The sequence below is a fragment of the Paenibacillus glufosinatiresistens genome (assembly GCF_031470375.1).
In the GTDB taxonomy this organism is placed as follows: Bacteria; Bacillota; Bacilli; order Paenibacillales; family Paenibacillaceae; genus Paenibacillus_AQ; species Paenibacillus_AQ glufosinatiresistens.
The window spans coordinates 56,341-79,679 of the sequence record NZ_JAVFHT010000006.1 but is presented as its reverse complement, the minus strand read 5'-3'; the positions used below and the strand labels follow the sequence as shown (position 1 = coordinate 79,679).

Annotated in this window: 25 protein-coding genes; 18 read left to right on the top strand and 7 right to left on the bottom strand. The window is 56.5% G+C overall.

Annotation, left to right across the window (positions count from 1 at the left end; genetic code table 11):
* Window positions 1–44 precede the first annotated feature (44 nt).
* From RBI05_RS09160 to RBI05_RS09145, 4 genes are all read right to left on the bottom strand, one after another.
* The gene (locus RBI05_RS09160) at window positions 45–1,001 is read right to left on the bottom strand and encodes an alpha/beta hydrolase (RefSeq protein WP_310550861.1); all 957 of its coding nucleotides are present in this window, start codon (window positions 999–1,001) and stop codon (window positions 45–47) included.
* A 13-nt stretch (window positions 1,002–1,014) separates the two neighbouring features.
* Window positions 1,015–1,980: a type I phosphomannose isomerase catalytic subunit gene (locus RBI05_RS09155; RefSeq protein ID WP_310550860.1), complete on the bottom strand. Its 966-nt coding sequence runs from the start codon at window positions 1,978–1,980 to the stop codon at window positions 1,015–1,017.
* Between the two features lie 90 nt (window positions 1,981–2,070).
* A complete protein-coding gene (locus tag RBI05_RS09150) occupies window positions 2,071–2,670 on the bottom strand; it encodes a class I SAM-dependent methyltransferase (RefSeq protein ID WP_310550859.1) in 600 nt (199 codons plus the stop codon).
* A complete protein-coding gene (locus tag RBI05_RS09145) occupies window positions 2,671–3,627 on the bottom strand; it encodes a TIGR01212 family radical SAM protein (protein WP_310550858.1) in 957 nt (318 codons plus the stop codon).
* Window positions 3,628–3,902: 275 nt separating this feature from the next.
* On the opposite strand from RBI05_RS09145, the gene RBI05_RS09140 reads away from it, so the two are divergent.
* A complete protein-coding gene (locus RBI05_RS09140) occupies window positions 3,903–4,085 on the top strand; it encodes a hypothetical protein (RefSeq protein ID WP_150456359.1) in 183 nt (60 codons plus the stop codon).
* Window positions 4,086–4,239: 154 nt separating this feature from the next.
* Complete coding sequence (gene trmB, locus RBI05_RS09135) at window positions 4,240–4,953, top strand: tRNA (guanosine(46)-N7)-methyltransferase TrmB (protein WP_310550857.1); 714 nt, start codon at window positions 4,240–4,242, stop codon at window positions 4,951–4,953.
* A gap of 135 nt (window positions 4,954–5,088) precedes the next feature.
* Here trmB and RBI05_RS09130 read toward each other — a convergent pair whose 3' ends face one another.
* On the bottom strand, window positions 5,089–6,240 hold the full coding sequence (locus RBI05_RS09130) for an MGDG synthase family glycosyltransferase (RefSeq protein WP_310550856.1): 1,152 nt from the start codon (window positions 6,238–6,240) through the stop codon (window positions 5,089–5,091).
* 294 nt (window positions 6,241–6,534) lie between these two features.
* Between RBI05_RS09130 and RBI05_RS09125 the strand changes: the two genes are divergently transcribed.
* The 4 genes from RBI05_RS09125 (at window position 6,535) to rplT (ending at window position 9,198) form a co-directional block, all read left to right on the top strand.
* Window positions 6,535–7,773, top strand: a complete 1,239-nt coding sequence (locus RBI05_RS09125) for a glycosyltransferase family 2 protein (protein WP_310550855.1) — start codon at window positions 6,535–6,537, stop codon at window positions 7,771–7,773.
* A 268-nt stretch (window positions 7,774–8,041) separates the two neighbouring features.
* On the top strand, window positions 8,042–8,536 hold the full coding sequence (infC, locus tag RBI05_RS09120; protein ID WP_150456354.1) for a translation initiation factor IF-3: 495 nt from the start codon (window positions 8,042–8,044) through the stop codon (window positions 8,534–8,536).
* Between the two features lie 59 nt (window positions 8,537–8,595).
* Entirely contained in the window at window positions 8,596–8,796 is a 201-nt protein-coding gene (rpmI, locus tag RBI05_RS09115) for a 50S ribosomal protein L35 (protein WP_025692214.1), read from the top strand.
* Between the two features lie 42 nt (window positions 8,797–8,838).
* Window positions 8,839–9,198 carry a 50S ribosomal protein L20 gene (rplT, locus tag RBI05_RS09110; protein WP_150456353.1) on the top strand — a complete coding sequence of 120 codons (360 nt, stop codon included), beginning with the start codon at window positions 8,839–8,841 and terminating at the stop codon, window positions 9,196–9,198.
* Between the two features lie 98 nt (window positions 9,199–9,296).
* Here the strand turns inward: rplT and RBI05_RS09105 are convergent, their stop codons facing one another.
* Window positions 9,297–9,839 carry an acyl-CoA thioesterase gene (locus RBI05_RS09105; RefSeq protein WP_310550854.1) on the bottom strand — a complete coding sequence of 181 codons (543 nt, stop codon included), beginning with the start codon at window positions 9,837–9,839 and terminating at the stop codon, window positions 9,297–9,299.
* A 326-nt stretch (window positions 9,840–10,165) separates the two neighbouring features.
* On the opposite strand from RBI05_RS09105, the gene RBI05_RS09100 reads away from it, so the two are divergent.
* From RBI05_RS09100 to RBI05_RS09080, 5 genes are all read left to right on the top strand, one after another.
* Window positions 10,166–11,260, top strand: a complete 1,095-nt coding sequence (locus tag RBI05_RS09100) for a BMP family lipoprotein (RefSeq protein ID WP_150456352.1) — start codon at window positions 10,166–10,168, stop codon at window positions 11,258–11,260.
* Between the two features lie 186 nt (window positions 11,261–11,446).
* Window positions 11,447–12,985: an ABC transporter ATP-binding protein gene (locus tag RBI05_RS09095; protein WP_310550853.1), complete on the top strand. Its 1,539-nt coding sequence runs from the start codon at window positions 11,447–11,449 to the stop codon at window positions 12,983–12,985.
* On the top strand, window positions 12,978–14,051 hold the full coding sequence (locus RBI05_RS09090; RefSeq protein WP_310550852.1) for an ABC transporter permease: 1,074 nt from the start codon (window positions 12,978–12,980) through the stop codon (window positions 14,049–14,051). Before RBI05_RS09095 ends, RBI05_RS09090 begins: the two co-directional genes overlap by 8 nt.
* On the top strand, window positions 14,052–15,011 hold the full coding sequence (locus RBI05_RS09085; protein ID WP_150456349.1) for an ABC transporter permease: 960 nt from the start codon (window positions 14,052–14,054) through the stop codon (window positions 15,009–15,011).
* A gap of 158 nt (window positions 15,012–15,169) precedes the next feature.
* Window positions 15,170–15,508, top strand: coding sequence for a hypothetical protein (locus tag RBI05_RS09080; RefSeq protein ID WP_310550851.1), 339 nt, complete (start codon window positions 15,170–15,172; stop codon window positions 15,506–15,508).
* A 6-nt stretch (window positions 15,509–15,514) separates the two neighbouring features.
* On the opposite strand, the gene RBI05_RS09075 is transcribed toward RBI05_RS09080, so the two are convergent.
* Entirely contained in the window at window positions 15,515–15,961 is a 447-nt protein-coding gene (locus tag RBI05_RS09075; protein WP_310550850.1) for a GNAT family N-acetyltransferase, read from the bottom strand.
* A gap of 556 nt (window positions 15,962–16,517) precedes the next feature.
* Between RBI05_RS09075 and ilvB the strand changes: the two genes are divergently transcribed.
* The 7 genes from ilvB (at window position 16,518) to RBI05_RS09040 (ending at window position 23,303) form a co-directional block, all read left to right on the top strand.
* Complete coding sequence (gene ilvB, locus RBI05_RS09070) at window positions 16,518–18,260, top strand: biosynthetic-type acetolactate synthase large subunit (protein WP_310550849.1); 1,743 nt, start codon at window positions 16,518–16,520, stop codon at window positions 18,258–18,260.
* Window positions 18,261–18,263: 3 nt separating this feature from the next.
* Complete coding sequence (gene ilvN, locus RBI05_RS09065; RefSeq protein WP_310550848.1) at window positions 18,264–18,746, top strand: acetolactate synthase small subunit; 483 nt, start codon at window positions 18,264–18,266, stop codon at window positions 18,744–18,746.
* Window positions 18,747–18,995: 249 nt separating this feature from the next.
* Window positions 18,996–19,988, top strand: a complete 993-nt coding sequence (gene ilvC, locus RBI05_RS09060) for a ketol-acid reductoisomerase (RefSeq protein WP_310550847.1) — start codon at window positions 18,996–18,998, stop codon at window positions 19,986–19,988.
* A gap of 9 nt (window positions 19,989–19,997) precedes the next feature.
* Window positions 19,998–21,539 (top strand): 2-isopropylmalate synthase, encoded by a 1,542-nt coding sequence (locus tag RBI05_RS09055; protein WP_310550846.1) that lies wholly within the window; start codon window positions 19,998–20,000, stop codon window positions 21,537–21,539.
* A gap of 113 nt (window positions 21,540–21,652) precedes the next feature.
* Window positions 21,653–22,288 carry an RNA polymerase sigma factor gene (locus tag RBI05_RS09050; protein ID WP_223879735.1) on the top strand — a complete coding sequence of 212 codons (636 nt, stop codon included), beginning with the start codon at window positions 21,653–21,655 and terminating at the stop codon, window positions 22,286–22,288.
* Window positions 22,285–22,737 carry a zf-HC2 domain-containing protein gene (locus tag RBI05_RS09045; RefSeq protein ID WP_191089419.1) on the top strand — a complete coding sequence of 151 codons (453 nt, stop codon included), beginning with the start codon at window positions 22,285–22,287 and terminating at the stop codon, window positions 22,735–22,737. Before RBI05_RS09050 ends, RBI05_RS09045 begins: the two co-directional genes overlap by 4 nt.
* Window positions 22,738–22,778: 41 nt before the next feature.
* Window positions 22,779–23,303, top strand: coding sequence for a hypothetical protein (locus RBI05_RS09040; RefSeq protein ID WP_310550845.1), 525 nt, complete (start codon window positions 22,779–22,781; stop codon window positions 23,301–23,303).
* Window positions 23,304–23,339 lie beyond the last annotated feature (36 nt).

The window sequence follows — 23,339 nt, the reverse complement described above, 5'->3', positions numbered from 1 at the left end:
GGCGGCCGTGCTCGATGTCTGTAGTCAACTCGGCGTTCCAATGGTCAGGGATGGTTATGCGGGCAGGGACTTTCCGGCAGGTGCCGCTGCAGCCAGTCCAGCACATCGGCGGTCACTTCCGCCCGGTTGGTCTCGTGCAGCAGTTCATGCCGTCCTCCCGGATACAGCTTCAGCTCCACGTCGCGGATACCGCGGGACCGGTAGAGGTCCGCCAGCGCGATCATGCCTTTGCCGGCGAGGCCGACCGGGTCCTTGTCTCCCGAGAACAGGAAGACCGGCTTGTCCGGCGAGAGCCCGGCCAGCGTCTCCTCCGTATGCAGCTCCCGCAGCAGCCGGAAGAAATCGCGGAAGAACCGGGTCGTGCAGATGGCGCCGCAGTACGGGTCGGCAATGTACCGGTCCACCTCTTCCGGATCGCGGCTCAGCCAGTCGAACGCCGTCCGGACCGGCGAGAAGGAACGGTTGTAGGTGCCGAAGACAACGGTGTTGAGCAGAACGCTCCGATGAAGATCCCCGCGGAGCCAGTTCTGCGAACGGGCCATCCATTCGCCCAGCGCAAGCAGGCGGCGCGGTCCGTTGCTTCCCGTCAGCAGGAAGCCGTCGTAGAGCTCCGGCCCGTCCTCGCCCATCAGCTTCTGAACCAGGAAGGAGCCCATGCTGTGTCCCATTAAAAAGAGCGGCAGCTCCGGATGCCGCTCCCGGATGATCCCGGCGATGCCGGTCAGATCGCGCCGCATCCAGTAGAAGCCGTCTTCGCCGGCGTCGCCGAGCAGGTTGACGGCGCCGGCGGTTCGGCCGTGTCCCCGGTGGTCGCCGGCATAGACGGCGAATCCGGCTGTATTCAGCGCTTCGGCGAATTCGGCGTACCGTCCGGCCGTCTCGCACATGCCGTGCGCAATTTGGACGGCGCCGCGCAGCGGCTGTCCCGCATCCGGCAGCCAGGAATAGATGTGAATGTCAACGCCGACCGGGTCCGTCATCCAGAAGCACTGCTCGCTCATGGAGTTCCTCGCCTTACGGCAGGTACGCGCGCAGCAGCGTGGACTGGCCTTCAATGGCGTAGCTGCTCAGGCTGGCCGGGATGAGGTAGCATTCGCCTGCGGCATACGGCTGGGAGCCGCCTTCCCAGGTGAGGTGACCGCTGCCCTCGCAGATAACCAGAATGGTGAAGCTGTCCGGTGCGGCCGACAGGTCCCACTTCTCGCCCACCAGGCCTTTTTCCACGATAAAATAAGGAGAATGGGCCAGACGCAGCCACTCGCCGGGCTTCGCTCCGTCCGTCTTCATCGACGTTGCGCCCGCGCCTTCGTAGGCGGTCACGTTCAGGGAATGCTCGATGTGCAGCTCGCGCGGCTTGCCGTCCAGACCGGGACGGTTGTAGTCGTAGATGCGGTAGGTCGTGTCCGAATTCTGCTGGATCTCGGCCACCAGCACGCCGGCGCAGAGGGCATGAACAGTACCCGCCGGGATATAGAACGTATCTCCCGCCGATACCGGAACTTCCTGCAGCGTGTCCATGACGTTCCCGGACTCCAGCGCTTCGCGAAGCTGTTCACGGTCCACGCCTTCTTTCAGGCCGTAGATGATCTTAGCGCCCGGTTTGGCGTCCAGCACGTACCACATTTCGGTCTTGCCGAGCTCGCCTTGGGGAAGCCCTTCGTAGTCATCGGTCGGATGAACCTGCACGGACAGATCGTCGTTGCAGTCCAGAAGCTTCACCAGCAGCGGGAACCGGGCGTCCTCCTTGTAGCCTTTTGAGCCGAACCAATCGCGGCCCAGCTTCTCGCGGACGGCATCCAGGCCCAGTCCGGCCAGCTCGCCGTTCACGACAGTCGATACGCCGTTCGGATGATCGGCGATCATCCAGCCTTCGCCGATGACGCCGTCCGGGAGATCCAGGCCGAACCGCTCCAGCGCGCGGCCTCCCCAGACCCGTTCCTGAAAATCGGGTTGAAATTTCAATGGATATGGCTGTGTCATGAATTCCATTCCTCTCCGTATTCTTTATTTATATCAATTGGACCCGGAGGGCCAATTCATATCATGATGTTACGGCGGTGGGAGGCTTCGCTAGAGCGGAAGCCTGCTTCGTTCCACGGCAATCAAATAAGGCGCTTCCGGGCGCTGAAGCTGACGATAGACGATCGACTGGCCGTCCTTGGGAGACAGCGCTTCCGCCCAGGCCCGGACCGCGGTGGCTTCGGCTTCGCCGCCTTCGTGGCCGGGATAGACCACGGCGGTCAGCACGCCGCGCGGCGCGAGCAGCGACAGGGCCGCGTTCAGCGCAGCCAGCGTGCTGGACGCTTCGGTGATGATCGTCTTGTCGGCGCTTCCGTCTGGAAGATAGCCGAGGTTGAACATCACCGCGTCCACGGCGCCGCGCCAATCAGCCGGCACGGCCTCGGCCATTTCGGCGTGGCTGGCCAGCAGCAGCGTCGTCTCGCCGAGCCGTTCGCCCGCCAGGCGGGCCTGGTCCAGGCGCTCCCGGGCGAGCCGGAGCGCCTGCTCCTGCACATCGAAGCCGAAGACCCGGCCCCGTCTGCCGGCGGTCCGGGCAAGGAACAGCGTGTCGGCCCCCGTGCCCACGGTGGCGTCGACCGCCCGCCCGCCGGGCTGCAGCCGCCGGGATACCAGCTGCTGGGCCATGCCGAGCACCGAGAGGAAGCCCATCTAGCGCTTCCTCCAGTATTTGCCCTGCCAGCTGTCCCGGGCGGTCAGCTCGTCGTCGATGGCATTGAGCACTTCCCATTTCTTCAGGCTCCACATCGGACCGATCAGCAGATCGCGCGGCGCGTCGCCGGTCAGCCGATGCACAATCATCTCCGGAGGCAGGATCTCGAGCGAATCGGCAATGAGCTTGACGTACTCGTCCTGCTCCAGGAAGCGCAGCAGTCCGGCTTCGTACTGCTTCACCATCGGCGTCTTGCGCATCAGATGCAGCAGATGGATCTTGATGCCCTGGACATCCATCCGGGAGACGGCTTCCACCGTCTCGAGCATCATTTCATGCGTCTCCTGCGGCAATCCGTGGATAATGTGCGTGCATACGCGGATTCCGTGCTTGCGAAGCTTCTCCACCGCTTCGATGTAACAGCGGGTATCATGAGCCCGGTTAATGAGGTTCGAAGTGGATTCATGAATGGTCTGAAGCCCCATTTCGACCCACAGATAGGTCCGCTTGTTGATGTCGGCCAGATATTCGACCACATCGTCAGGCAGACAGTCGGGGCGGGTGGCGATGGACAGGCCGACGACGCCGGGCTGCTCCAGAATCACTTCGTAATACTCGCGCAGCTCTTCGACAGGGGCGTAAGTATTGGTATAGGCCTGGAAATATCCAATATATTTGGCATTCGGCCACTTCTGGTGCTGGCGGTCCCGGATCGTGTTGAACTGGGTCACCAGGTCATCCCGCCGGCGGCCGGCAAAATCCCCGGAGCCGCGCGCGCTGCAGAAGGTGCAGCCGCCCTTGGCGATCGAACCGTCGCGGTTCGGGCAGGTAAAGCCCGCGTCCAGCATGACTTTGAACACTTTGGTATCGAATTGCTCGCGCATTTCGTGATTCCAGGTATGAAAACGTTTATCTCCCCACAGCGGAGCGGAGGAGGAAGATTGCAATATAGACATAATTTCTCCTTCTTCAATCGTGTAAATAGGCCAGTCCCGTACATTGTACCAAATTGGGCCTGCAAAGTGGAGCGGAGAAGCCGCCGCCCATCCTTTATGGTCACAAAAATTTTACATAAAATAGTGTTGAAAACGCTTTAAAATGTCTTGAAGTTACTTACACGCCGTGTTATATTTGAACTGTAAGAAGGCACTGTTTTTTATCACCGTTTCCCGATTCCGGTATTCATAAATTTCAGTCTCTGTGCCCAACCTAAACCCGAGAGGTGATAACGATGAACATGCAGATGGCGAATCCGACGGCCAAAGGCCCGATCGATGTCCAGCTGACTCCCGACGAAGCGCTCGCGCTGACCGGAGTGGAATTCAAAGGCAACCCCCGCATTAAGATTGAAGCGCAGCGGAAGATCCGCAACGCCTTCGAGAAGACATTTGATTTTAACGCCGAGTCGCGTTAAACGTTATAGCCTGCAGAAGGGAATCTCCGGCGCCTGACGGCGCAGGCGGTTCCTTTTTTTTGTATCTGGGCCGAATTGAATTTCTCTTTACTTTTGGCGGCAAGTTCGGCAGAATATACTATCGGCAACCTTTAGAGCAAAGCGAGGAGAAAGCATGCGTCTACGCGGAAGAAAAGGAATACGTGAAAGCCTGGAACGCCAGACCGATCTGGTCGTACTGGAGCCGCGCAATTATAAAGGCAAATGGCATGAGCTGTTCGGCAATGACCGTCCCATTCATGTGGAATTCGGCATGGGCAAGGGTCAGTTCATCAGCCAAATGAGCGTGAAATACCCGGATATCAACTTTATTGGCGTGGATATGTACGACGAACTGCTCCGCCGCGGCGCGGAGAAGGCCAGAGCGGCGCATGAAACGCTCGGGAAAGAGAACCCGGCGAACCTGCGTCTTGCGCTGGCCAATATCGAATACGCAGAGGAAGTCTTTGCTCCCGGAGAGCTGGAGCGGATCTATCTCAATTTCAGCGACCCGTGGCCCAAGAGCAAGCACGCGCGCCGTCGGCTGACCCATCCGCGGTTTCTCGACAAGTACCGCGGTCTGCTGAACGGCTGGGGCGAAATCCATCTGAAGACGGACTCGGTCAGCCTGTTTGAATTCTCGCTGAACGCCTTCGCCGATTACGGTCTCCAGATGACGAACCTATCGCTGGATCTGCATGCCGGCGGCATCAATGAAGAGCATGTGATGACCGAATATGAAACCAAGTTTGTCGGCCAGGGCATGCGCATCCACCGCTGCGAGGCCATCGTGGGCGAAGAAGCGCTTGAAGCCTACCGGGCCGGACGTCTGTCGAAATATCGGCTGTAGCCTTTTGTCCGCCCATCCTATTCCAATAATACGCCCCCGCGTCTGCCGATAACGACAGGCGCGGGGGCGTATTTTTGCGATAGAGCAGATAGGTCTGCGGATCGTATTTATTTATTTATTTATTTATTTATTTATTTATCTCGGCGGCTGGTTCAGAGAACTTTCTTCCTGGCCCCGGAGAAGCTCCAGAATGCTCTGGGCGCTCTGAAGCGGATGGTAGCGGGCGATGCCGGCGAGCTGTTCCTGGCGGGCGGACCGGACGTTGTCCGTATCTTCGGCTACCCGCTTCATCCAGGCCCCGACCACCTCCAGGGAAGTAATCGGTTCTCCGAGTCCGGCGGCGGTGAAATACCGGCAGTTCTCTTCTTCCTGTCCCGGAAGCGGATGGTGAAACAGCATCGGGATGCCTTTGGCCAGTCCTTCGCTGCAGGTCATTCCACCCGGTTTGGTAATCAGCAGGTCCGATATTTCCATCAGCTTGTCGATTTCTTTGGTGAACCCGATCAGCGAAATGTTGGGCCGGTTGAACCGGGGGTCAGCCTTCATCTCGTGGAGCAGCTGCTGGTTGTGTCCGAGGCAGAAAAGAATCTGCACCCGTTCTCCCCAGTCGGCCAGATAATTGTTGACGACTTCGTCGTTCATCATTCCCCAGCCTCCGCCCATGACCATGACGGTCGGCATATCCCGGAGTCCGAAGCGTTCCCGGATTTCCTCTTTGCCGGGATGCTCCCAGAAGTTAGGATGGACGGGAATTCCCGTCACCCGGATTTTGGAAGCCGAAATGCCCCGAAGCCGCAGCTTGGCCTTGACCTCCGGGGTCGAGACCAGATAGCGGTCAACCTCCCGGCTGATCCAGGTGGCGTGGGCGTCGTAATCGGTAATAACCGTGCACAGCGGCGTCTTGAGCGACGGGTCCAGGCGCTTGAGCCGGGAAATCACGGCGCTCGGTATAAAATGGGTGCAGACAATTACGTCGGGACGAAGCTGCTGCACGATATTTTTGGCATGCGTATAAAAAATCCGGTGCAGGGCAAGCGTGGTAAGACGATTGAACGATTTTTGGTGTCTGTATACATAACCCATCAGCTTGGGCTGCGTCATGACCGTTTTGCGGTAGGCCGAAATAATCAGCGGAGCCACTTTCGGATTCAGAAAGTTTCCGAGCTCCAGCACCCGGGTCTGCAGGTTCGGCGAAAGCCGGCGCAGGCTGCTGGACAGGGCGTAAGCCGCTTGGGTATGGCCGGCTCCAAAGCCTTCCGAAAATATAAGAATACGTTGTTTGCGCAATGGGTTCCACCTGTTTCCAAGTAATCAAATCAAGTTCTGACGGTACCCTCATCATACGTTTTTCAGCCCTGGGATTTCAAGGAGAAGGTCGATTTTGGGCGAAGATTGACAGTTTTGACTTAAGGAACGTTAGGTCTTACAATGATTCAAGCGGCGCGGAGGCGTTTATAGGAGAATGAGTAAAATGGCTGACGACCGCCGAGAATATCAGGAACGGGTCATGATTACAACTGCCGGTTCAGGCGACACACAAACAGAAGCCTGAAGGCAACCAAAAGGGGGCATTAACCAACCATGCTAGACGCAGTATTCGTAACGCTACAAATCCTCTTGGCCTTGATTGCCGTGTACCAGTTTGCCTTCTCCCTGTTCGGCCTGCGCAAAATAGAGAAACAAGCGCTTGCTGCTCCGGAGAAGTCGTTTGCGGTGCTTGTAGCCGCCCATAACGAAGAGCAGGTGGTCGGGGCGCTCATGGAGAATCTGAAACAGCTCAATTATCCTGCGGAACTCTACGATGTATTCGTGATCTGCGATAATTGTACGGACGGCACGGCGCGTATTGTCCGGGAGCATGGAATGAACGCCTGTGTCCGGACGAACCCCCATCAGCGGGGCAAAGGCTATGCAATCGAGTGGATGCTCAAGGAGCTGTGGGCGATGCCTCGCCAGTATGACGCCGTCGTTATGTTCGACGCCGACAATCTGGCGCACCCGGACTTTCTGCTGGAGATGAACAACGATCTCTGCGGAGGAGCGAAGGTCATTCAGGGCTATATCGACACCAAGAATCCGGAGGATTCCTGGATCACGGCTGCTTACGGCATCTCTTATTGGTATATCAACCGTCTGTGGCAACTCTCCCGCCACAACCTCGGAATGGCGAACTTCCTGGGCGGGACGGGCATGTGTTTTGAGACCAACCTTCTGAAGGAAATGGGCTGGGGAGCGACCAGTCTCGTGGAGGACCTGGAGTTCACCATGCGCAGCGCCTCCAAGGGCGTCTATCCGAAGTTCAATTACGATGCCAAAGTATTCGATGAGAAGCCGCTCACCTTCAAGGCTTCTTCCCGGCAGCGGCTCCGCTGGATGCAGGGGCACTTTACCGTTGCCCGCCGCTATTTCTTCCCGCTGATCTGGCAGAGCATCAAGCAGCGCAGCCTGACCAAGTTCGATCTGGCGCTGTACGGGCTGAACGTGTACATCGTTCTGTTCACATTTCTGCTGACTGCGGTGATCTGGATCGACAATGCGCTGCTGGGCGGTCCGCATATCGCCAACCTGTACGGCCATCTGCCGCTGTGGCTCAGCTACGTGGCGATTATCGCCAATGTCTTTACCTTCTTCGTGTCGATGATTCTGGAGAAGGTGAAATCGCGCAAAGTATATGCCTACATGCTGCTGTTCCCGATTTATCTGCTGTCCTGGTACCCGATTACGTTCTATGCTTTCTTCACCCAGAACAACAAGCAGTGGAGCCATACGAAGCATACCCGCGTCGTCCGGCTGGAAGAAGTGCAGAGCAAGCAGGGCTAAATGAATCGGTGCTTAATTGGATTTCAGGGTTGACATAGACCGCCGATTTGCTGTATATTATTTAAGTGTGCTAAATGCAAGAGATTGCAAGCAGAAGCAACCGGCTTCTCACCTGATCGGCGCTGCCGACTGGTTTTGATCTCAATGCTTATGAATGTCCAATTCATGAACGTTGATCAAACGGGGTGTCGGGGATTTCCGGCACCCCGTTTTTAATGATGAAGATTCAGACAGAACCCGGAGGTGGAGAGTTATTAGTAAGGAACACATGATCAATGACGAGATTCGTGCGAAGGAAGTTCGTTTGGTTGGGGCGGAAGGCGAGCAGATCGGCATTAAGCCGATTCGTGAAGCGCTGCAGATGGCCGCTGATCTCAACCTGGATCTGGTCAATGTTGCCCCGCAGGCCAAGCCGCCTGTATGCCGTATCATGGACTACGGAAAGTTCCGCTATGAACAGCAGAAGAAGGACAAGGAAGCCCGCAAGAATCAGAAGATCGTGGACATCAAGGAAGTATGGTTCCGTTCCAACATTGAGGAACATGATTTTCAGACCAAATTCCGCAATGTCATCAAGTTCCTGGGTGAGGGCGATAAGGTTAAATGTTCCGTCCGCTTCCGCGGCCGTGAAATTGCCCATGCCAACATCGGCCAGAAGATTCTGGAGCGTGTGAAGGCAGAGACCGCCGAAATCTCCACGGTAGAGCGTCAGCCGAAGCTGGAAGGACGCAGCATGATTATGATTTTGGCCCCCAAGGCTTAAATTAATTAGCATTACAGGAATCTGAATACAGGTTCACACATTTTTAAGGAGGAAACACCATGCCTAAGATGAAAACGCACAGCAGCCTGAAAGGCCGCTTCAAGATTACCGGAACCGGTAAAGTGACCCGCTACAAAGCTTACAAGAACCACCTGTTGTCCCATAAGTCGAAGCGTGCCAAGCGCGTTCTGGGAACGAACCCTGAAATGGCTCCGGGGGATGTAAGACGTCTGAAACAGGGTCTCGCTAACCTGAAATAGCGCATTCGCTGACTAACACAACTTATTGGGAGGTTTATTATAATGGCAAGAGTTAAAGGCGGCGTAGTAGTTCGTCGTAAACATAAAAAAGTACTGAAACTGGCAAAGGGTTACTTCGGTTCCAAACATCGTCTCTTCAAGACCGCAAAAGAACAGGTCATGAAGTCCAGACTGTATGCTTACCGCGATCGTCGTCAGACGAAGCGCAACTTCCGCAAGCTCTGGATCGTCCGCATCAATGCGGCCGCCCGCCAGAACGGTCTGTCCTACAGCAAGATGGTTCATGGCCTGAAGCTGGCCGGAGTGGATATCAACCGCAAGATGCTGGCCGACCTGGCCGTTAACGACATCGGCGCATTCAACTCCCTGGCTACGGTAGCCAAAGAGAAGATTAACGCCTAATCAGCACGTGTGAATTGAAAAGCACCGCCTGCGGGTAATCCGCGATGCGGTGCTTTTTTGCTGGGTGGATATATTAGATGAAGCGATGGAACTCGAACCTATTCCCAGTACTTGGTGGCGGAGAGCTTCGCGGCAAGGGCTTTGCTAGCCGAACGCCGGACCCGGCGAAGTTCATTGCGTTCCTTGGCGGATTCGCTGATGAGCTTCTCTTCTTCTGTCTCCGGTACAACGGGCGGAACGGCAACAGGGGTGCCATCGGGGGACACGGCGACAAAGGTCAGAAACGCGGTGGCCGCAACCGCCCGTTCGCCGGTATAGAGATGCTCCGAAATTACCTTGACGAAGACTTCGATGCTGGTGCGCCCGGTGGAGGAGACAAAGGACTCGAAGCAGACGGAATCGCTGGGACGGATCGGAAGCAGAAAATCAACCGAGTCGGTTGAAGCGGTGACCACATTGTGCCGGCAGTGCCGCATGGCTGAAATGGAGGCCACTTCATCCATGTTGCTCATCAGTTTGCCTCCGAACAGTGTTTTATGGTTATTGACGTCATTGGGAAAGACGCGCCCGGTCTTGAACACCCGGGATTCGCGGCAGAACTTGGGCTGAGGCGTCTCCGACATGGATTGCGCTTCGTTCATATACAGTCATTTCCTTTCGTGATTCGCTCAATAATAAGCCTATATTTTAATAGAACGCGGGCGGATGTGCAATACTAACACCGTTCACGGGCTCCGATGGCGGAGGAGACCAATCGGCAACAAAACGCATTATTGACAATGCTCGGAATGAAAAATGACGCATTATGACAGGTTAAGCGTTTTCTCGAGCGAAAATACAAATTTTTATTAACCTCAGGTCATTTACAGGCTGGATTTTACCTAGGGTTGAAGGTATAATTTGTTGCAATGGCATGTCCAAAGTATATAACAGATGACATCCAAATTTGTTAGGGGGATTCCGATCAATGAAAAAAGTATCCAAGCTGTCTCTCGTTATGCTGCTTGCGTTCGTTGTGATTCTGGCCGGTTGCGGCAACAACAATAACAACGCGAATAACGGCGGCAAAAACGCAAGCGCAAGCACGGCGCCAAGCGCTGGAGCTTCTGCGGCTCCGGCCACGGACAGCGGTGCTCCGGCTGCATCCGACGTCAAAGTCGGCATGGTAACGGACGTGGGCGGCGTTAACGACAAGTCGTTCAATCAGTCTGCATGGGAAGCGCTGCAAGCGCTGGAGAAAGAGAAGGGCGTCAAGGTTCAGTACCTGCAGAGTAAGTCGAATGCCGACTACGAGCCGAATCTGAGCCAGTTCGTAAGAGATAAATACAGCCTGACTTGGGGCATCGGCTTCGACCTTGGCGACGCGCTGAAGAAGGTTGCCGACGCCAACCCGGACTCCAAGCTGGCGATCATCGACAGCGTCGTTGACGCTCCGAACGTGGAATCCGTAACCTTCGCCGAGAACGAAGGCTCGTTCCTGGTAGGCGTGGTTGCCGGTCTGACGACAAAGACCAATAAGGTCGGATTCATCGGCGGCATGGAGAGCCCGGTAATCAAGCGTTTTGAAGTAGGCTTCAAAGCGGGTGTACAGGCGGTTAACCCTAGCGCAACTGTGAAAGTGATGTATGCCGGCGCGTATGACAAGCCGGATATCGGCAAGTCCATCGCTGCTACCCTGTATGATGCAGGCAACGACATTATCTTCCCGGCTGCCGGCGCAACCGGCAACGGCGTGTTCAACGAAGCCAAAGCCCGCAACAAAGCAGGCGGCAGCACGAAGCTGTGGGTTATCGGCGTGGACAAGGACCAATCGCTGGAATTCGGCGATGACGTAACGCTGACTTCCATGATGAAACGCGTAGACGTAGCGGTGAAGAATGTATCCCAGCAGGTAATTGACGGTACGTTCAAGGGCGGTACGACTACGGTTCTCGGTCTGAAAGATGACGGCGTAGGTCTGCCGGAAACCTCGAAAGCCAATGTGTCGGAAGACATTCTGAAGAAGGTTGACGAGTACAAGCAGAAGATTGTGGACGGCTCCATCACAGTGCCGACGGAATAATCCCAGGAACTGCTGTCAGAATCAACAAATAAATACGGATTTAACAGAACTAAGGCCGGTTATATAGCTGGCCTTGTTCTTGGTTCAAGCCGGATTCAGGCAACGACTGCCGTCCTTATCGGGGACGGTAGATCGCTGTCTGTGTCTGCCGGTTCAGATTTATTATTCTGTAATGAGGGTGATTCCATGAGTGCTGCGGCTCCTGTCGTAGAGTTGAAGCAAATCACAAAACGCTTTCCCGGTATCGTCGCGAACGACTCCATCAGCCTGACTCTGGAGAAAGGGGAGATTCATGCCCTTTTGGGGGAGAATGGCGCTGGCAAATCAACCCTGATGAATATCGTGTTCGGGCTCTATCAACCCGACGAAGGCAGCATCGAAATCGACGGGAAACCGGTTGTTATCGACAGCCCTAATAAGGCAATAGAACTCGGCATCGGCATGGTTCACCAGCATTTCAAGCTTGTAGAACCGTTCACGGTCACCGAGAACATCATTCTTGGAATGGAACCGAGGAACGGCATTAAAATCGACTATAAATCCGCCGCCGAACAGGTAAGGAAGCTATCCGAACAGTATGGTCTTCAAGTGGACCCTCACGCCCGGATTCACGATATATCGGTGGGCATGCAGCAGCGTGTGGAGATTATGAAGACGCTGTACCGCGGCGCGGATATCCTTATATTTGACGAGCCAACCGCCGTGTTGACTCCGCAGGAAATCAGCGAGCTGATGGCGATTATGAAGCGGCTCGTAGCCGAAGGCAAATCCATCATCCTAATTACGCACAAACTCAAAGAAATCATGACAATTTCCGACCGCGTGACGATCATCCGCCGCGGCAAGGTTATCGATACGGTCACGACCTCCGAGACCAATCCGAATGAGCTGGCCGAGAAGATGGTCGGACGCGGAGTTACGTTCAAGGTGGACAAGAAGCCGCCGGTAATCGGGGAGACGATTCTGAAGGTGGAGAATGTCAACAGCAAGAACAAGGATGGCATCTCCGTACTCAACAACCTGACCTTTGAAGTCAAGGCGGGAGAAATTCTGGGGATTGCCGGCGTAGATGGGAACGGACAGAGCGAACTCATTCAGGCGATCACCGGTCTGCGCAAAATTGATTCCGGCTCCATTCAGGTCTCGGGCACCGAAATCTCCAACCTGCCGCCGCGCAAGGTAACCGAGATGAATGTGTCGCATATTCCGGAAGACCGGCACAAGCACGGTCTGGTCCTCGACTTCTCAATCAGCGAGAATATGGTGCTGGAGACGTATTATAAGCGTCCGTACAACAAGAACGGCTTCCTGGACAAGAACGTAATTGACGAATATGCGGAGAAACTTGTCAAGGGTTTTGACGTTCGTACGCCATCCATTGAGACGAAGGCCCGCTCCTTGTCGGGGGGGAACCAGCAGAAGGCGATTATTGCTCGGGAAATAGACAAAGACCCGATTCTGTTGATTGCCGCCCAGCCGACCCGCGGCCTGGACGTGGGAGCTATCGAATTCGTCCAGAAGCAGCTCATCGCCCAACGCGACAAAGGCAAGGCGGTGCTGCTCATTTCGTTCGAACTGGATGAGATTATGAACGTATCGGACCGGATCGCCGTCATCTATGAGGGACAGATTGTCGGCGATGTGCTTCCGCAGGATACGAACGATCAGGAGCTCGGTCTGATGATGGCGGGCAGCCTGAAGCGGGGAGGAACAACGGGTGTATAAGCTTAAGAAAATATTTGCAAGCGACAGCTATATCGTGCCGCTGGTTGCCATTATTATGGGCCTCCTGGTAGGCGCCATCGTCATGCTGATCGGCGGCTATAATCCGATTACGGCATACGGAGCGCTTATCAAGCACGATTTTGGCAGCGCCTATAACTTTGGCGAAGCGATTCGTGAAATGACGCCGCTGATGCTGACCGGCTTGTCCGTCGCATTCGCTTTTCGCTCCGGGCTGTTCAACATCGGTGCGGATGGCCAGGTTCTGATCGGCATGACCGCCGCATCGCTAATCGGCATCAAGTTCGGTGGTCTGCCGTCCTTCCTGCTGGTTCCCCTGGCTATTATCGGCGCCGGTCTCTTCGGAGGCCTCTGGGCAGGAGTCGCAGGCTTCCTGAAAGCCAAACGGGGCATCAACGAAGTTATCACGACGATTATGATGAACTGGATTGCACTCTTCCTGTCGAATTACCTGATCCGAACCTTTGTGCTTCTGAAGGGACAGAACCGGTCCGAGGACATTCCGGCCTCGATGTCGATGTCATTCCTGAATGACCTGTTTGACAATGCGCGTCTGCATTGGGGAACGGTCCTTGCTCTGGGCTGTGCCGTATTCTTCTACGTGTACCTCTGGAAGTCGAAGCAGGGCTACGAAATGCGCGCGGTCGGTTTCAACCCGCATGCCGCCGAGTATGCCGGCATGAACGTAGGCCGGAACGTGATGAAGTCGATGTTCATCGCGGGCGTGTTCGCCGGGCTTGCCGGCGCAGGCGAGGTACTGGGCGTATTCCACTACCAGTCGGTATTTGCAGCTTCGCCGGGCTATGGCTTTGACGGCATTGCCGTTGCGCTGCTGGGACTGACACATCCGTTCGGCGTTATCCTGGCTGCCATCCTGTACGGCTCCCTGACCTACGGCTCGGCGGGCATGAGCTTTGACGCCAACGTGCCGCCAGAGCTGATCCGGATCGTAATCGGTTCGATTATTTTCTTCATTGCCGCCCAAGGTATTGTGCGCTGGGTGCTCAAGCCGTTCTATTTCAAGCGCAAGAAAGAGAAGGTGCTCTAGATGGATCTTACGACACTGGGTCAAATGCTCAATTCGACGCTGGTATTCTCTACGGCGCTCATATTTGCCGCACTTGGCGGCATCTTCTCGGAACGCTCCGGTGTGGTCAACATCGGAATTGAAGGCTTGATGACATTCGGCGCCTTCGCCGCAGCCATTGGAGGTTACTATGCGCAGGATGCAGGTTACGGTTCCTGGGCTCCATGGATCGGTCTGCTGTGCGCCATGCTGGTCGGTATGATCGGCTCCCTCATTCACGCGGTAGCGTCGATTACCTTCAAGGCGGACCAGACGATAAGCGGTACGGTTATCAATTTCCTGGCCGCCGGCAGCACGTTGTATATGGTCAAGCTGCTTTTTGACGGCGCCGGCGAGACGCCTTATCTGGACGAAGGGTTCATCAAGCTCCAGATTCCCTGGTTGTCGGATATTCCGGTAATCGGCAACGGGATCTTCAATGCCTACCCGACAACGTATATTGCGATTGTCCTGGTCATCGTCGTCTATCTGGTGCTCTTCAAGACGCCGTTCGGCCTGCGTCTCCGCGCCGTGGGCGAACATCCGAGCGCTGCGGATACCCTGGGTGTGAATGTGAACCGGATGCGATATGTCGGCGTGATGCTCAGCGGCATACTTGCCGGCATGGGCGGAGCGACGATTACCCTGACGACTACAGGGACGTTCTCCCACAACACCATTTCCGGTCAAGGCTTTATTGCCATTGCGGCGATGATCTTCGGCAAATGGAACCCGATCGGCGCCTTCGGCGCAGCGGCCTTCTTCGGCTTCTCTCAGGCCATCCGCAACTATGTGGGCCTGTTCGAATGGTCCAAGGACATTCCGCAGGAATTCATTTACATGATCCCTTATGTGCTGACGATTATCGTACTGGTCAGCGCGGTCGGCCGTTCCGCAGCGCCCAAGGCGCTGGGTCAGCCTTACGATCCGGGCAAACGTTAAAGAACGACCCTTTTTCCCAAGGTCCTGCCTCCGCTTCGGCGGAGAGCGGGGCCTTTTTGGCATATCCCTCTTCTGATGCGGGCATCCGCGCAGTCGGCGGCCGTGACGGCTGCATATTCTGCTTTATCGGTGAACCACATTTTGAGGAGGTCAACGACATGGCACATCCGGTTACCAAGCAGCAAGTAAGACAACTCATCGGCAAGCACATCGTCGCCGTTACCAAAGATGGAACCCGCGTTGCGGGCAAGCTGGTGCGCATATCGGGCAATCGTCTCGTTCTGAAGCCTTCCCCAGGCAAAAAGGTGCAAACGAAGGCGCTTATTCCGCTGGTGCTGTTCGACCTGCTGGCGGTCGGCGTTTCGCCCTATGCTTACGGCTATGGCGGCTACGGCCACGGGTACGGCCCGGGTCCCGGCTACGGCGGCTATGGTCCCGGGCATGGCGGATACGGACCCGGCTACGGCGGAGGGCCATACCCGTACGGCTTTTTTTAAGACGGCTTAGATCAAGCGCTTCTCCATCTCATAGCTGAGGGACTGGGGAGAGTAGCGGGCGACGGCATAGCCGAGCTTGCGGTAAAAGGCAACCCCGCCCTCATTCCCTTCGTCGACGGCGACCTTGGAGCGCAGGCATCCGCGGGAGAATGCGAACCGTTCGGCCCGGTCCATGAGCAGATTGCCCCACCGGCGCCGCTGGGCGTACGGGGCGATAGCCAGCATATCGATATAGAGCAGCTCGCCGTGAAGCAGAAAATGGACAAAACCGAACGGATCGCTCTCGTAATCGGTGCAAGCGACGAGCGTAACGCCCCGGCTCAGCCGTCCGGGCAGGTCTTTACGGATCTGGGCGAGGGTCTTCGGAGGCAGATTGGACAGGGGAACCAGTTGATTCTCAATCAGACTATAGATTACCCGGTCATCCTGTCTGGGTCTGCGATAACGGATCATGCGGTCTTCCCCCTTAATAGGCCTTATGGTTCCATCATATGTCGGGCGGGGAGAAGCGTGTTTCTCACGAAGCGGCGCTGCGGATGCAGATGTCAAATTCGGTATTGACTAACCGTGTAAGGAAATCATATAATGTGTCTAAACATTTTCACGATATTCCTTAACGGCAATGAAGAGGACGAAGTTTAAAGGGCTCTTGAGACCAGAGAGCGGGAGGAACTGCTGAAACCTCCGCCTTAACCCCTTTTATACGAGCTCACCTCGGAGCTGTTTCCCTGAAAAGTCCGCGCAGCAAGGATGGCGGAGTGATTAGGGGAAATCGTAGGGTTCACGTTACGAACCTGGGTAACCATAATCGGGCATTTGCCCTCATCGATGGATTATGGATTGACCTGCCGAGGCGCTGCATTGCGAAATGCGACGCAAATTGGGGTGGTACCACGGAAGCGCAAGCCTTTCGTCCCTCACAGTCAGAACGATTGTGGGCGACGGAAGGCTTTTTTGTATGCGAATGCGGGTTGGACAGAATTTCGGAGCTTTGAGAGGAGGACAACTGATGAGCGCGCAAATACCGGAAGTGCGATCGACAGAACAGTTGAAAGAGAAGTGGATGGAGCCGGAAGTCATTACGGGATCGGAAATTCTGCTTCGCAGCCTGGTGCTGGAAGGTGTAGACACTGTATTCGGATATCCGGGCGGCGCGGTTTTGTATATCTATGATGCGCTGTACGGCTTTGACGACTTCAAGCATGTGCTGACCCGTCATGAACAAGGCGCCATTCACGCCGCCGACGGATACGCAAGGGCAAGCGGCAAGACCGGCGTCTGTATTGCCACCTCGGGCCCGGGCGCAACGAACCTGGTCACCGGGATCGCTACAGCCTATATGGACTCTGTACCGCTGGTTGTCATCACAGGGAATGTCTTCTCCAGCCTGATCGGTACGGACGCCTTTCAGGAAGCCGATATTACCGGCATCACCATGCCGATCACAAAGCACAGTTACCTGGTGCGCAGCGTTGAGGATCTTCCCCGGGTAATCCATGAAGCGTTCCACATTGCTTCAACCGGCCGCAAAGGCCCGGTGCTGATCGACATCCCGAAGGATGTGTCGGCGGCGAAGACGCTGTTCACTCCGGTTACGAGTGTCAGTCTGCGGGGCTATAATCCGCGGTCGGTTCCGAATAAGCTTCAGCTTGACAAGCTGGTGCGGGCCATAAGCGAAGCTGAGCGGCCGATCATTATCGCAGGCGGCGGCGTTATCTACTCCGGAGCCCATGAAGAAATGCTGGAATTCGTCAAGCGGACGGAGATTCCGATCACGACCACATTGCTGGGCCTGGGAGCATTTCCAAGCGCCGAGGAGCTCTGGATGGGAATGCCGGGCATGCACGGCACCTATACGGCGAACAACGCCATTCAGAACTGTGACCTTCTCATTAATATCGGAGCCCGGTTCGATGACCGCGTAACGGGCAAGCTGGACGGCTTCGCGCCGAAGGCCAAGATTGTGCACATTGATATTGATCCTGCTGAAATCGGCAAGAACGTCGCTCCCGACATTCCGATCGTCGGCGACGTCAAGACAGTGCTGGAACTGCTGAACCGCGAAGTCGGGCGGGCCGGGCAAGCGGATGCCTGGCGGGTCCAGATTGCGCAGTGGAAGCAGGATTATCCGCTTCGCTACCGCGATTCGGACCATGTGCTGAAGCCCCAATGGGTCATTGAGATGATCAATGATACGACCCGCGGGGAAGCCATCGTTACGACGGATGTAGGCCAGCACCAGATGTGGGCCGCTCAGTACTACAAGTTCAATCATCCGCGTTCCTGGATCACCTCGGGCGGGCTGGGAACGATGGGCTTTGGCTTCCCGTCGGCGATCGGCGCCCAGATGGCGCATCCCGAGCGGCTCGTAGTCTCCATCAACGGAGACGGAGGCATGCAAATGTGTTCCCAGGAACTTGCGATCTGTGCGATTCATAACATCCCGGTAAAGATCGTAGTCATCAATAACGAAGTGCTTGGCATGGTACGCCAGTGGCAGAACCTGATTTATGAGAAGCGTTACAGCTATACCGACCTGGCCGGCAGTCCGAACTTTGTGAAGCTGGCAGAAGCATACGGCGTCAAGGGGCTTCGGGCTACAACCAAAGAAGAAGCGCAGGCGGCGTGGCAGGAAGCCATGGAGACGCCGGGACCGGTGCTGGTAGAATTCGTCGTTTCGAAGGACGAGAACGTCTACCCGATGGTTACCCAGGGTTCGACCATCGATCAAATGCTGATGGGGGATGAATAGACAGTGACGAAGCAGACCATATCCATTCTGGTAAATGACCAACCGGGTGTGCTGCAGCGGGTGGCCGGTCTGTTCGGCCGGCGCGGCTTCAATATCGAGAGCATTACGGTGGGCCAGTCGGAAGAGACCGGACTCTCCCGGATGGTCATCGTAACCATCGGCGACGAACACACGTTGGAACAGATCGAGAAGCAGCTCTACAAGCTGATTGACGTAATCAAAGTCGTGGATCTTAGCATCAAACCGATGGTAGCGCGAGAGCTGGCGCTGATCAAGGTCAAAGCAGAGCCTCCGCAGCGTCCGGAGATCATGGGCGTCGTCGAGACCTTCCGGGCATCAGTCATCGACATCGGCAGTATGAGCCTGCTCGTCCAGGTCGTGGGGGATACCCAGAAGATTGACGCTATGATCGAGCTGCTGAAGCCCTACGGCATCAAGGAGCTGTCGCGGACCGGGGTTACGGCCATGATGAGAGGCAACGGCTGAGTGTCGCTGTCTGCGGCTTTAGCGTATTGCTGCTGTGCGGCATTGCAAGGAAGAGGTAAGGCATCATTTCATTCCTAAATATATACGGCTTCTGGTCAAAGAGCGGGAGCTTGAGGGCCGAGAGCCCAAGTCGCCGGGGACACGGCGATGAAGCAGGAACGCGGACTTCGGCGGGTTCCGGACGGGCGAGGCCCGGCTCTGAAGCGCCCGCTCTTTACCAGGGTTCCAAATCAAAGGAGGATTTTGACAATGGCAGTTACGACGTACTATGAACAGGATGCAGATCTGAGCGTATTGAAAGGCAAGACGATTGCGGTTATCGGCTATGGCAGCCAGGGCCACGCCCAGGCGCAGAACCTGCGCGACAGCGGACTCAAGGTTATCATCGGCCTGCGTGAAGGCAAATCCTTCCAGACCGCCAAGAACGACGGATTCGAAGTACTGCCGGTGTCCGAAGCGGTATCCCGCGCCGACGTTGTCCAAATCCTGATGCCTGACGAAACCCAGGCCGCTGTGTACAAGAACGAAATTGAACCGAATCTGAAGAACGGCGCCGCCCTCATGTTCTCGCACGGCTTCAACGTGCATTTCGGCCAGATTATCGCGCCGAAGGATGCGGACGTCCTGCTGGTCGCTCCGAAGTCGCCGGGCCACATGGTGCGCCGCACTTATGAGGAAGGTTTTGGCGTTCCCGGACTGATTGCCATCGAGCAGGACGCTACGGGCAATGCAAAGGCCATCGGTCTTGCTTATGCCAAGGGCATCGGCTGTACCCGCGCCGGCGTTATCGAGACTTCCTTCCGCGAAGAGACCGAGACGGATCTGTTCGGCGAGCAGGCCGTACTGTGCGGCGGCGTAACCGCCCTGATCAAAGCGGGCTTCGAGACGCTGGTGGAAGCCGGCTATGCGCCCGAGATGGCTTACTTTGAGTGCCTGCATGAAATGAAACTGATTGTAGACCTGATTTATGAAGGCGGCATGGCGAAGATGCGCGATTCCATCAGCAACACGGCGGAATACGGCGACTATGTAACCGGCCCGCGCATTGTAACCGACGAGACGAAGAAAGCCATGAAGGCCGTTCTGAGCGATATTCAGCAGGGCAAGTTCGCTCGCGACTTCATTCTGGAGAACCAGTCGGGCCGCGCCTTCCTGACGGCAACCCGCCGCAACGAAGCCGCTCATCCGATCGAAGTAACCGGCGGACAGCTTCGCGAAATGATGGCCTGGATCAAGAAGTAAGAGGCCGCCATGCGGAAGATCTATGTGTTTGACACGACGCTGCGCGACGGAGAGCAGTCGCCCGGAGTCAACCTGAATACACGCGAGAAGCTCGAAATCGCTTATCAGCTGGAGAAGCTGGGAGTAGACCGGATGGAGGCGGGCTTTCCCGCCGCCTCCCCGGGCGATCTCGCCGCAGTCAACGCGGTGGCCCGGGCTGTCAAGAATGTGACGGTTATCGGGCTGTCCCGTTCCCGGGAGAGCGATATCGATGCCGTCCGGGAAGCGCTGAAAGGTGCGCAGGACCCGTGCATCCACCTGTTCCTGGCCACTTCGCCGATCCATCGGCAGCATAAGCTGCGGATGGAGAAGGCGCAGGTGCTGGAGACTGCGCAGGCGGCGATCCGCTACGCCAAGAAGTATTTCGGGAAGCTGGAGTTCTCCCTGGAGGACGCCGGGCGCACCGAGCTTGACTTCATGGCAGAGGTCGTCAGCATGGCGGTGCGCGAAGGCGCCAATGTAGTGAATATCCCCGACACGGTCGGGTATCTGTACCCTTCCGAGTACGGCGCTATCTTCAAGTATTTGAAGGAACAGGTGCCCGGTATCGAGAAGGTGCAGCTCAGCGCCCATTGTCATAATGACCTGGGCATGGCGACAGCCAACACGCTGGCCGCCATCCAGAACGGCGCCGATCAGATCGAAGGAACGATCAACGGCATCGGCGAACGGGCGGGCAACACGGCGATCGAAGAAGTAGCGATGGCGCTGGAGACGCGGAGTCTTTTGTTCGAGGCGAAGACCTCCCTGAAGCTGTCGGAGATTTCCCGCACGAGCCGGCTGGTCAGCAAGCTGACCGGGATGGCTGTCCCGGGCAACAAGGCCATCGTCGGCGCGAATGCTTTTGCCCATGAGTCGGGCATCCATCAGGACGGCATGCTCAAGGAGAAATCGACCTATGAGATTATGACGCCGGAGACGATCGGACTCAAGGAGAGCAAGCTCGTGCTCGGCAAGCATTCCGGACGCCACGCCTTCCGCGACAAGCTGGAGGATCTCGGCTACACGCCTGCGGAAGAGGAGCTGAATGCGGCGTTCGCCCGCTTCAAGGACTTGGCCGATAAGAAGAAGGAAGTGTCCGACGAGGATATTTTGGCGCTCCTGGAAGACCGGCTGATCGACACGCCGGAGGTCTTCCGCCTGAAGACGATCTATGTCACTTACGGCAACGAAGCGACGCCGACGGCGAAGGTTGTTCTGAAGGGCCCGCAGGAAGAGCCGGTTACCGTCTCCGCCGAAGGGAACGGTTCGGTCGATGCCATTTACAATGCCATCGACGGAGCAACCGGGGAAGCTGTCAACCTCGATGATTACTCCATCAAGTCGGTCAGTCACGGCAAGGATGCCCAGGGCGAAGTGCATGTCGTGCTCTCGCAGGGACCAATAGCGGCCCAGGGCCGCGGGCTCAGCGTCGATATTCTGGAAGCCAGCGCCCGCGCTTACCTGGATGCGCTGAACAAGCTGATCGAGAAGCGAAAGACCTATACAGAACGGGAACGCGCACAGTCCTGAAGACGGTGCGCCCCGACTATATAGCGTTATTTCGCCCGGTTTCAACAGACAACGGCTGTCTTTCCGCAAGGGGAGACAGCCGTTGTCTGTTGAACGGCTTGACCCCCGGCCCAATGTCCGGCAGGAACGGGTCCGAATTTTCAATAAAGTGCAGGGTTCCTCCCGGAAACGGCGTCCAACGATATAGAGAGAAGGAGGGGAGTAAGCTGGAAGAGGCACAGTGGATCACCGCGGTTCTGGAAGGAGACACGCAGGCCTTCGGTCACCTGGTGGCGCGTTACCAGGGAATGGTGTACCGGGTCTGCGTGAAGATTACAGGCGAAGCGGAGTCGGCCAAGGACATGGCCCAGGAAGTGTTCATTAAAGCCTACAAGGCGCTCCCCTCCTTCCGGGGACAGTCAACCTTCTCAACCTGGTTATACCGGATTGCATACCGGACCTGTCTGGATTACAAACGCGCCAATGACAGGGAATGGAAGCACCGGTCCTCCTCGGAGATTCAGGAGAGCGACTATGTCACCTCGCAGACGCCGGAGCTTGCCGCCATACGCCGGGAAGCTTCGGAAGAACTCGGCCAACAGGTGAACAGCTTAGCCGAACCGTACCGGTCGGTCGTGCAGCTGTACTACTTCAATCGTCAGTCCTATCAGGAGATTGCGGACGCCAAGGGCGTCTCGGTCAAGACCGTAGAATCCCAGCTGTACCGCGCCAGACAGATCATGCGAAGAAACGGGGAGAGATGGCAATGAAATGTTGGGACGTGATGGAAGCAATCCCCTTCTATTTGGACGGTCTTCTGTCTCCGGCTCAGGAGCAGGAACTTCGTCACCACCTGGAGAGCTGTCCGGAGTGCGCCGATTGGCTGGATGAAGCGCGAGAAATGCGTGAGCTGTGGACCGGACTGGAGAACCGGCCGGATGCGTTCGAGCCGGGCGCTGTGCCCGATTTGGTCGCAGGCGTGCTGGAAGAGATCGGCAGGCTGAAGACAGAACGTCATTCGCGGGCCGAAGAAACGCCGGCTGTCCCCAAACGAAGCATTCGCCGGGCTTCATGGCTGCATTACGCGCTGGCAGCTTGTCTCGCTTTTACATTGATGCAATTCGGGGTGTTCGAACAGCTCGGGTACGGCTTGACCACGTTCAGCGGGCAAATGTCGGACTCGGTCGTTCAATTGTTCGGAGATGCCGGAACACGATAGATCGAGCTGAAGCAGGAACAATCATTCGGGAGGAATGGGCAATGTTGTTAAAAAAAAGACGCTGGCTCACCTTTATGCTGGCCATGGTGCCGGGTGTGGGCCATCTGTACCTCGGATTCAAAAAATTAGGCATGCAGTTCATGGTCGGAGCCTTTCTCTGCATTATCTTCATTCCGTCGATGCCGAGCGTCTTCTCCTTTGCGCTGGCCGCGCTCTGGTTCTACCAGCTGTTCGACGCGCTTCAGAAGGCTACCTGGAACAAGCTGATGTTCAAGGAACGCGAGCGGACGATGTTTTATCAGCAGCAGGACCCTTTCTACCAGCCGGATCCGTATGCCGGTACTTGGGGACTGAATCCGTCCGGGATGCCCGATTACCCGCAGGACCCGATCAGTCCGGTCTGGGTAGGCGGAGGCTGCATCCTGGCCGGGACCATGCTGCTGATCATTACGGTGTTCCCGGGACTGTGGGAATTCCTGACGGATATCAATATCGGAACCATTTTGCTGGCATCGGGACTGATTGGGTATGGATTCTATATGCTGCGGAAGAACGCTCGCTTCTAAGAGCAAGGCTTGGCGTAACAGAGACGGGAGTGGAAT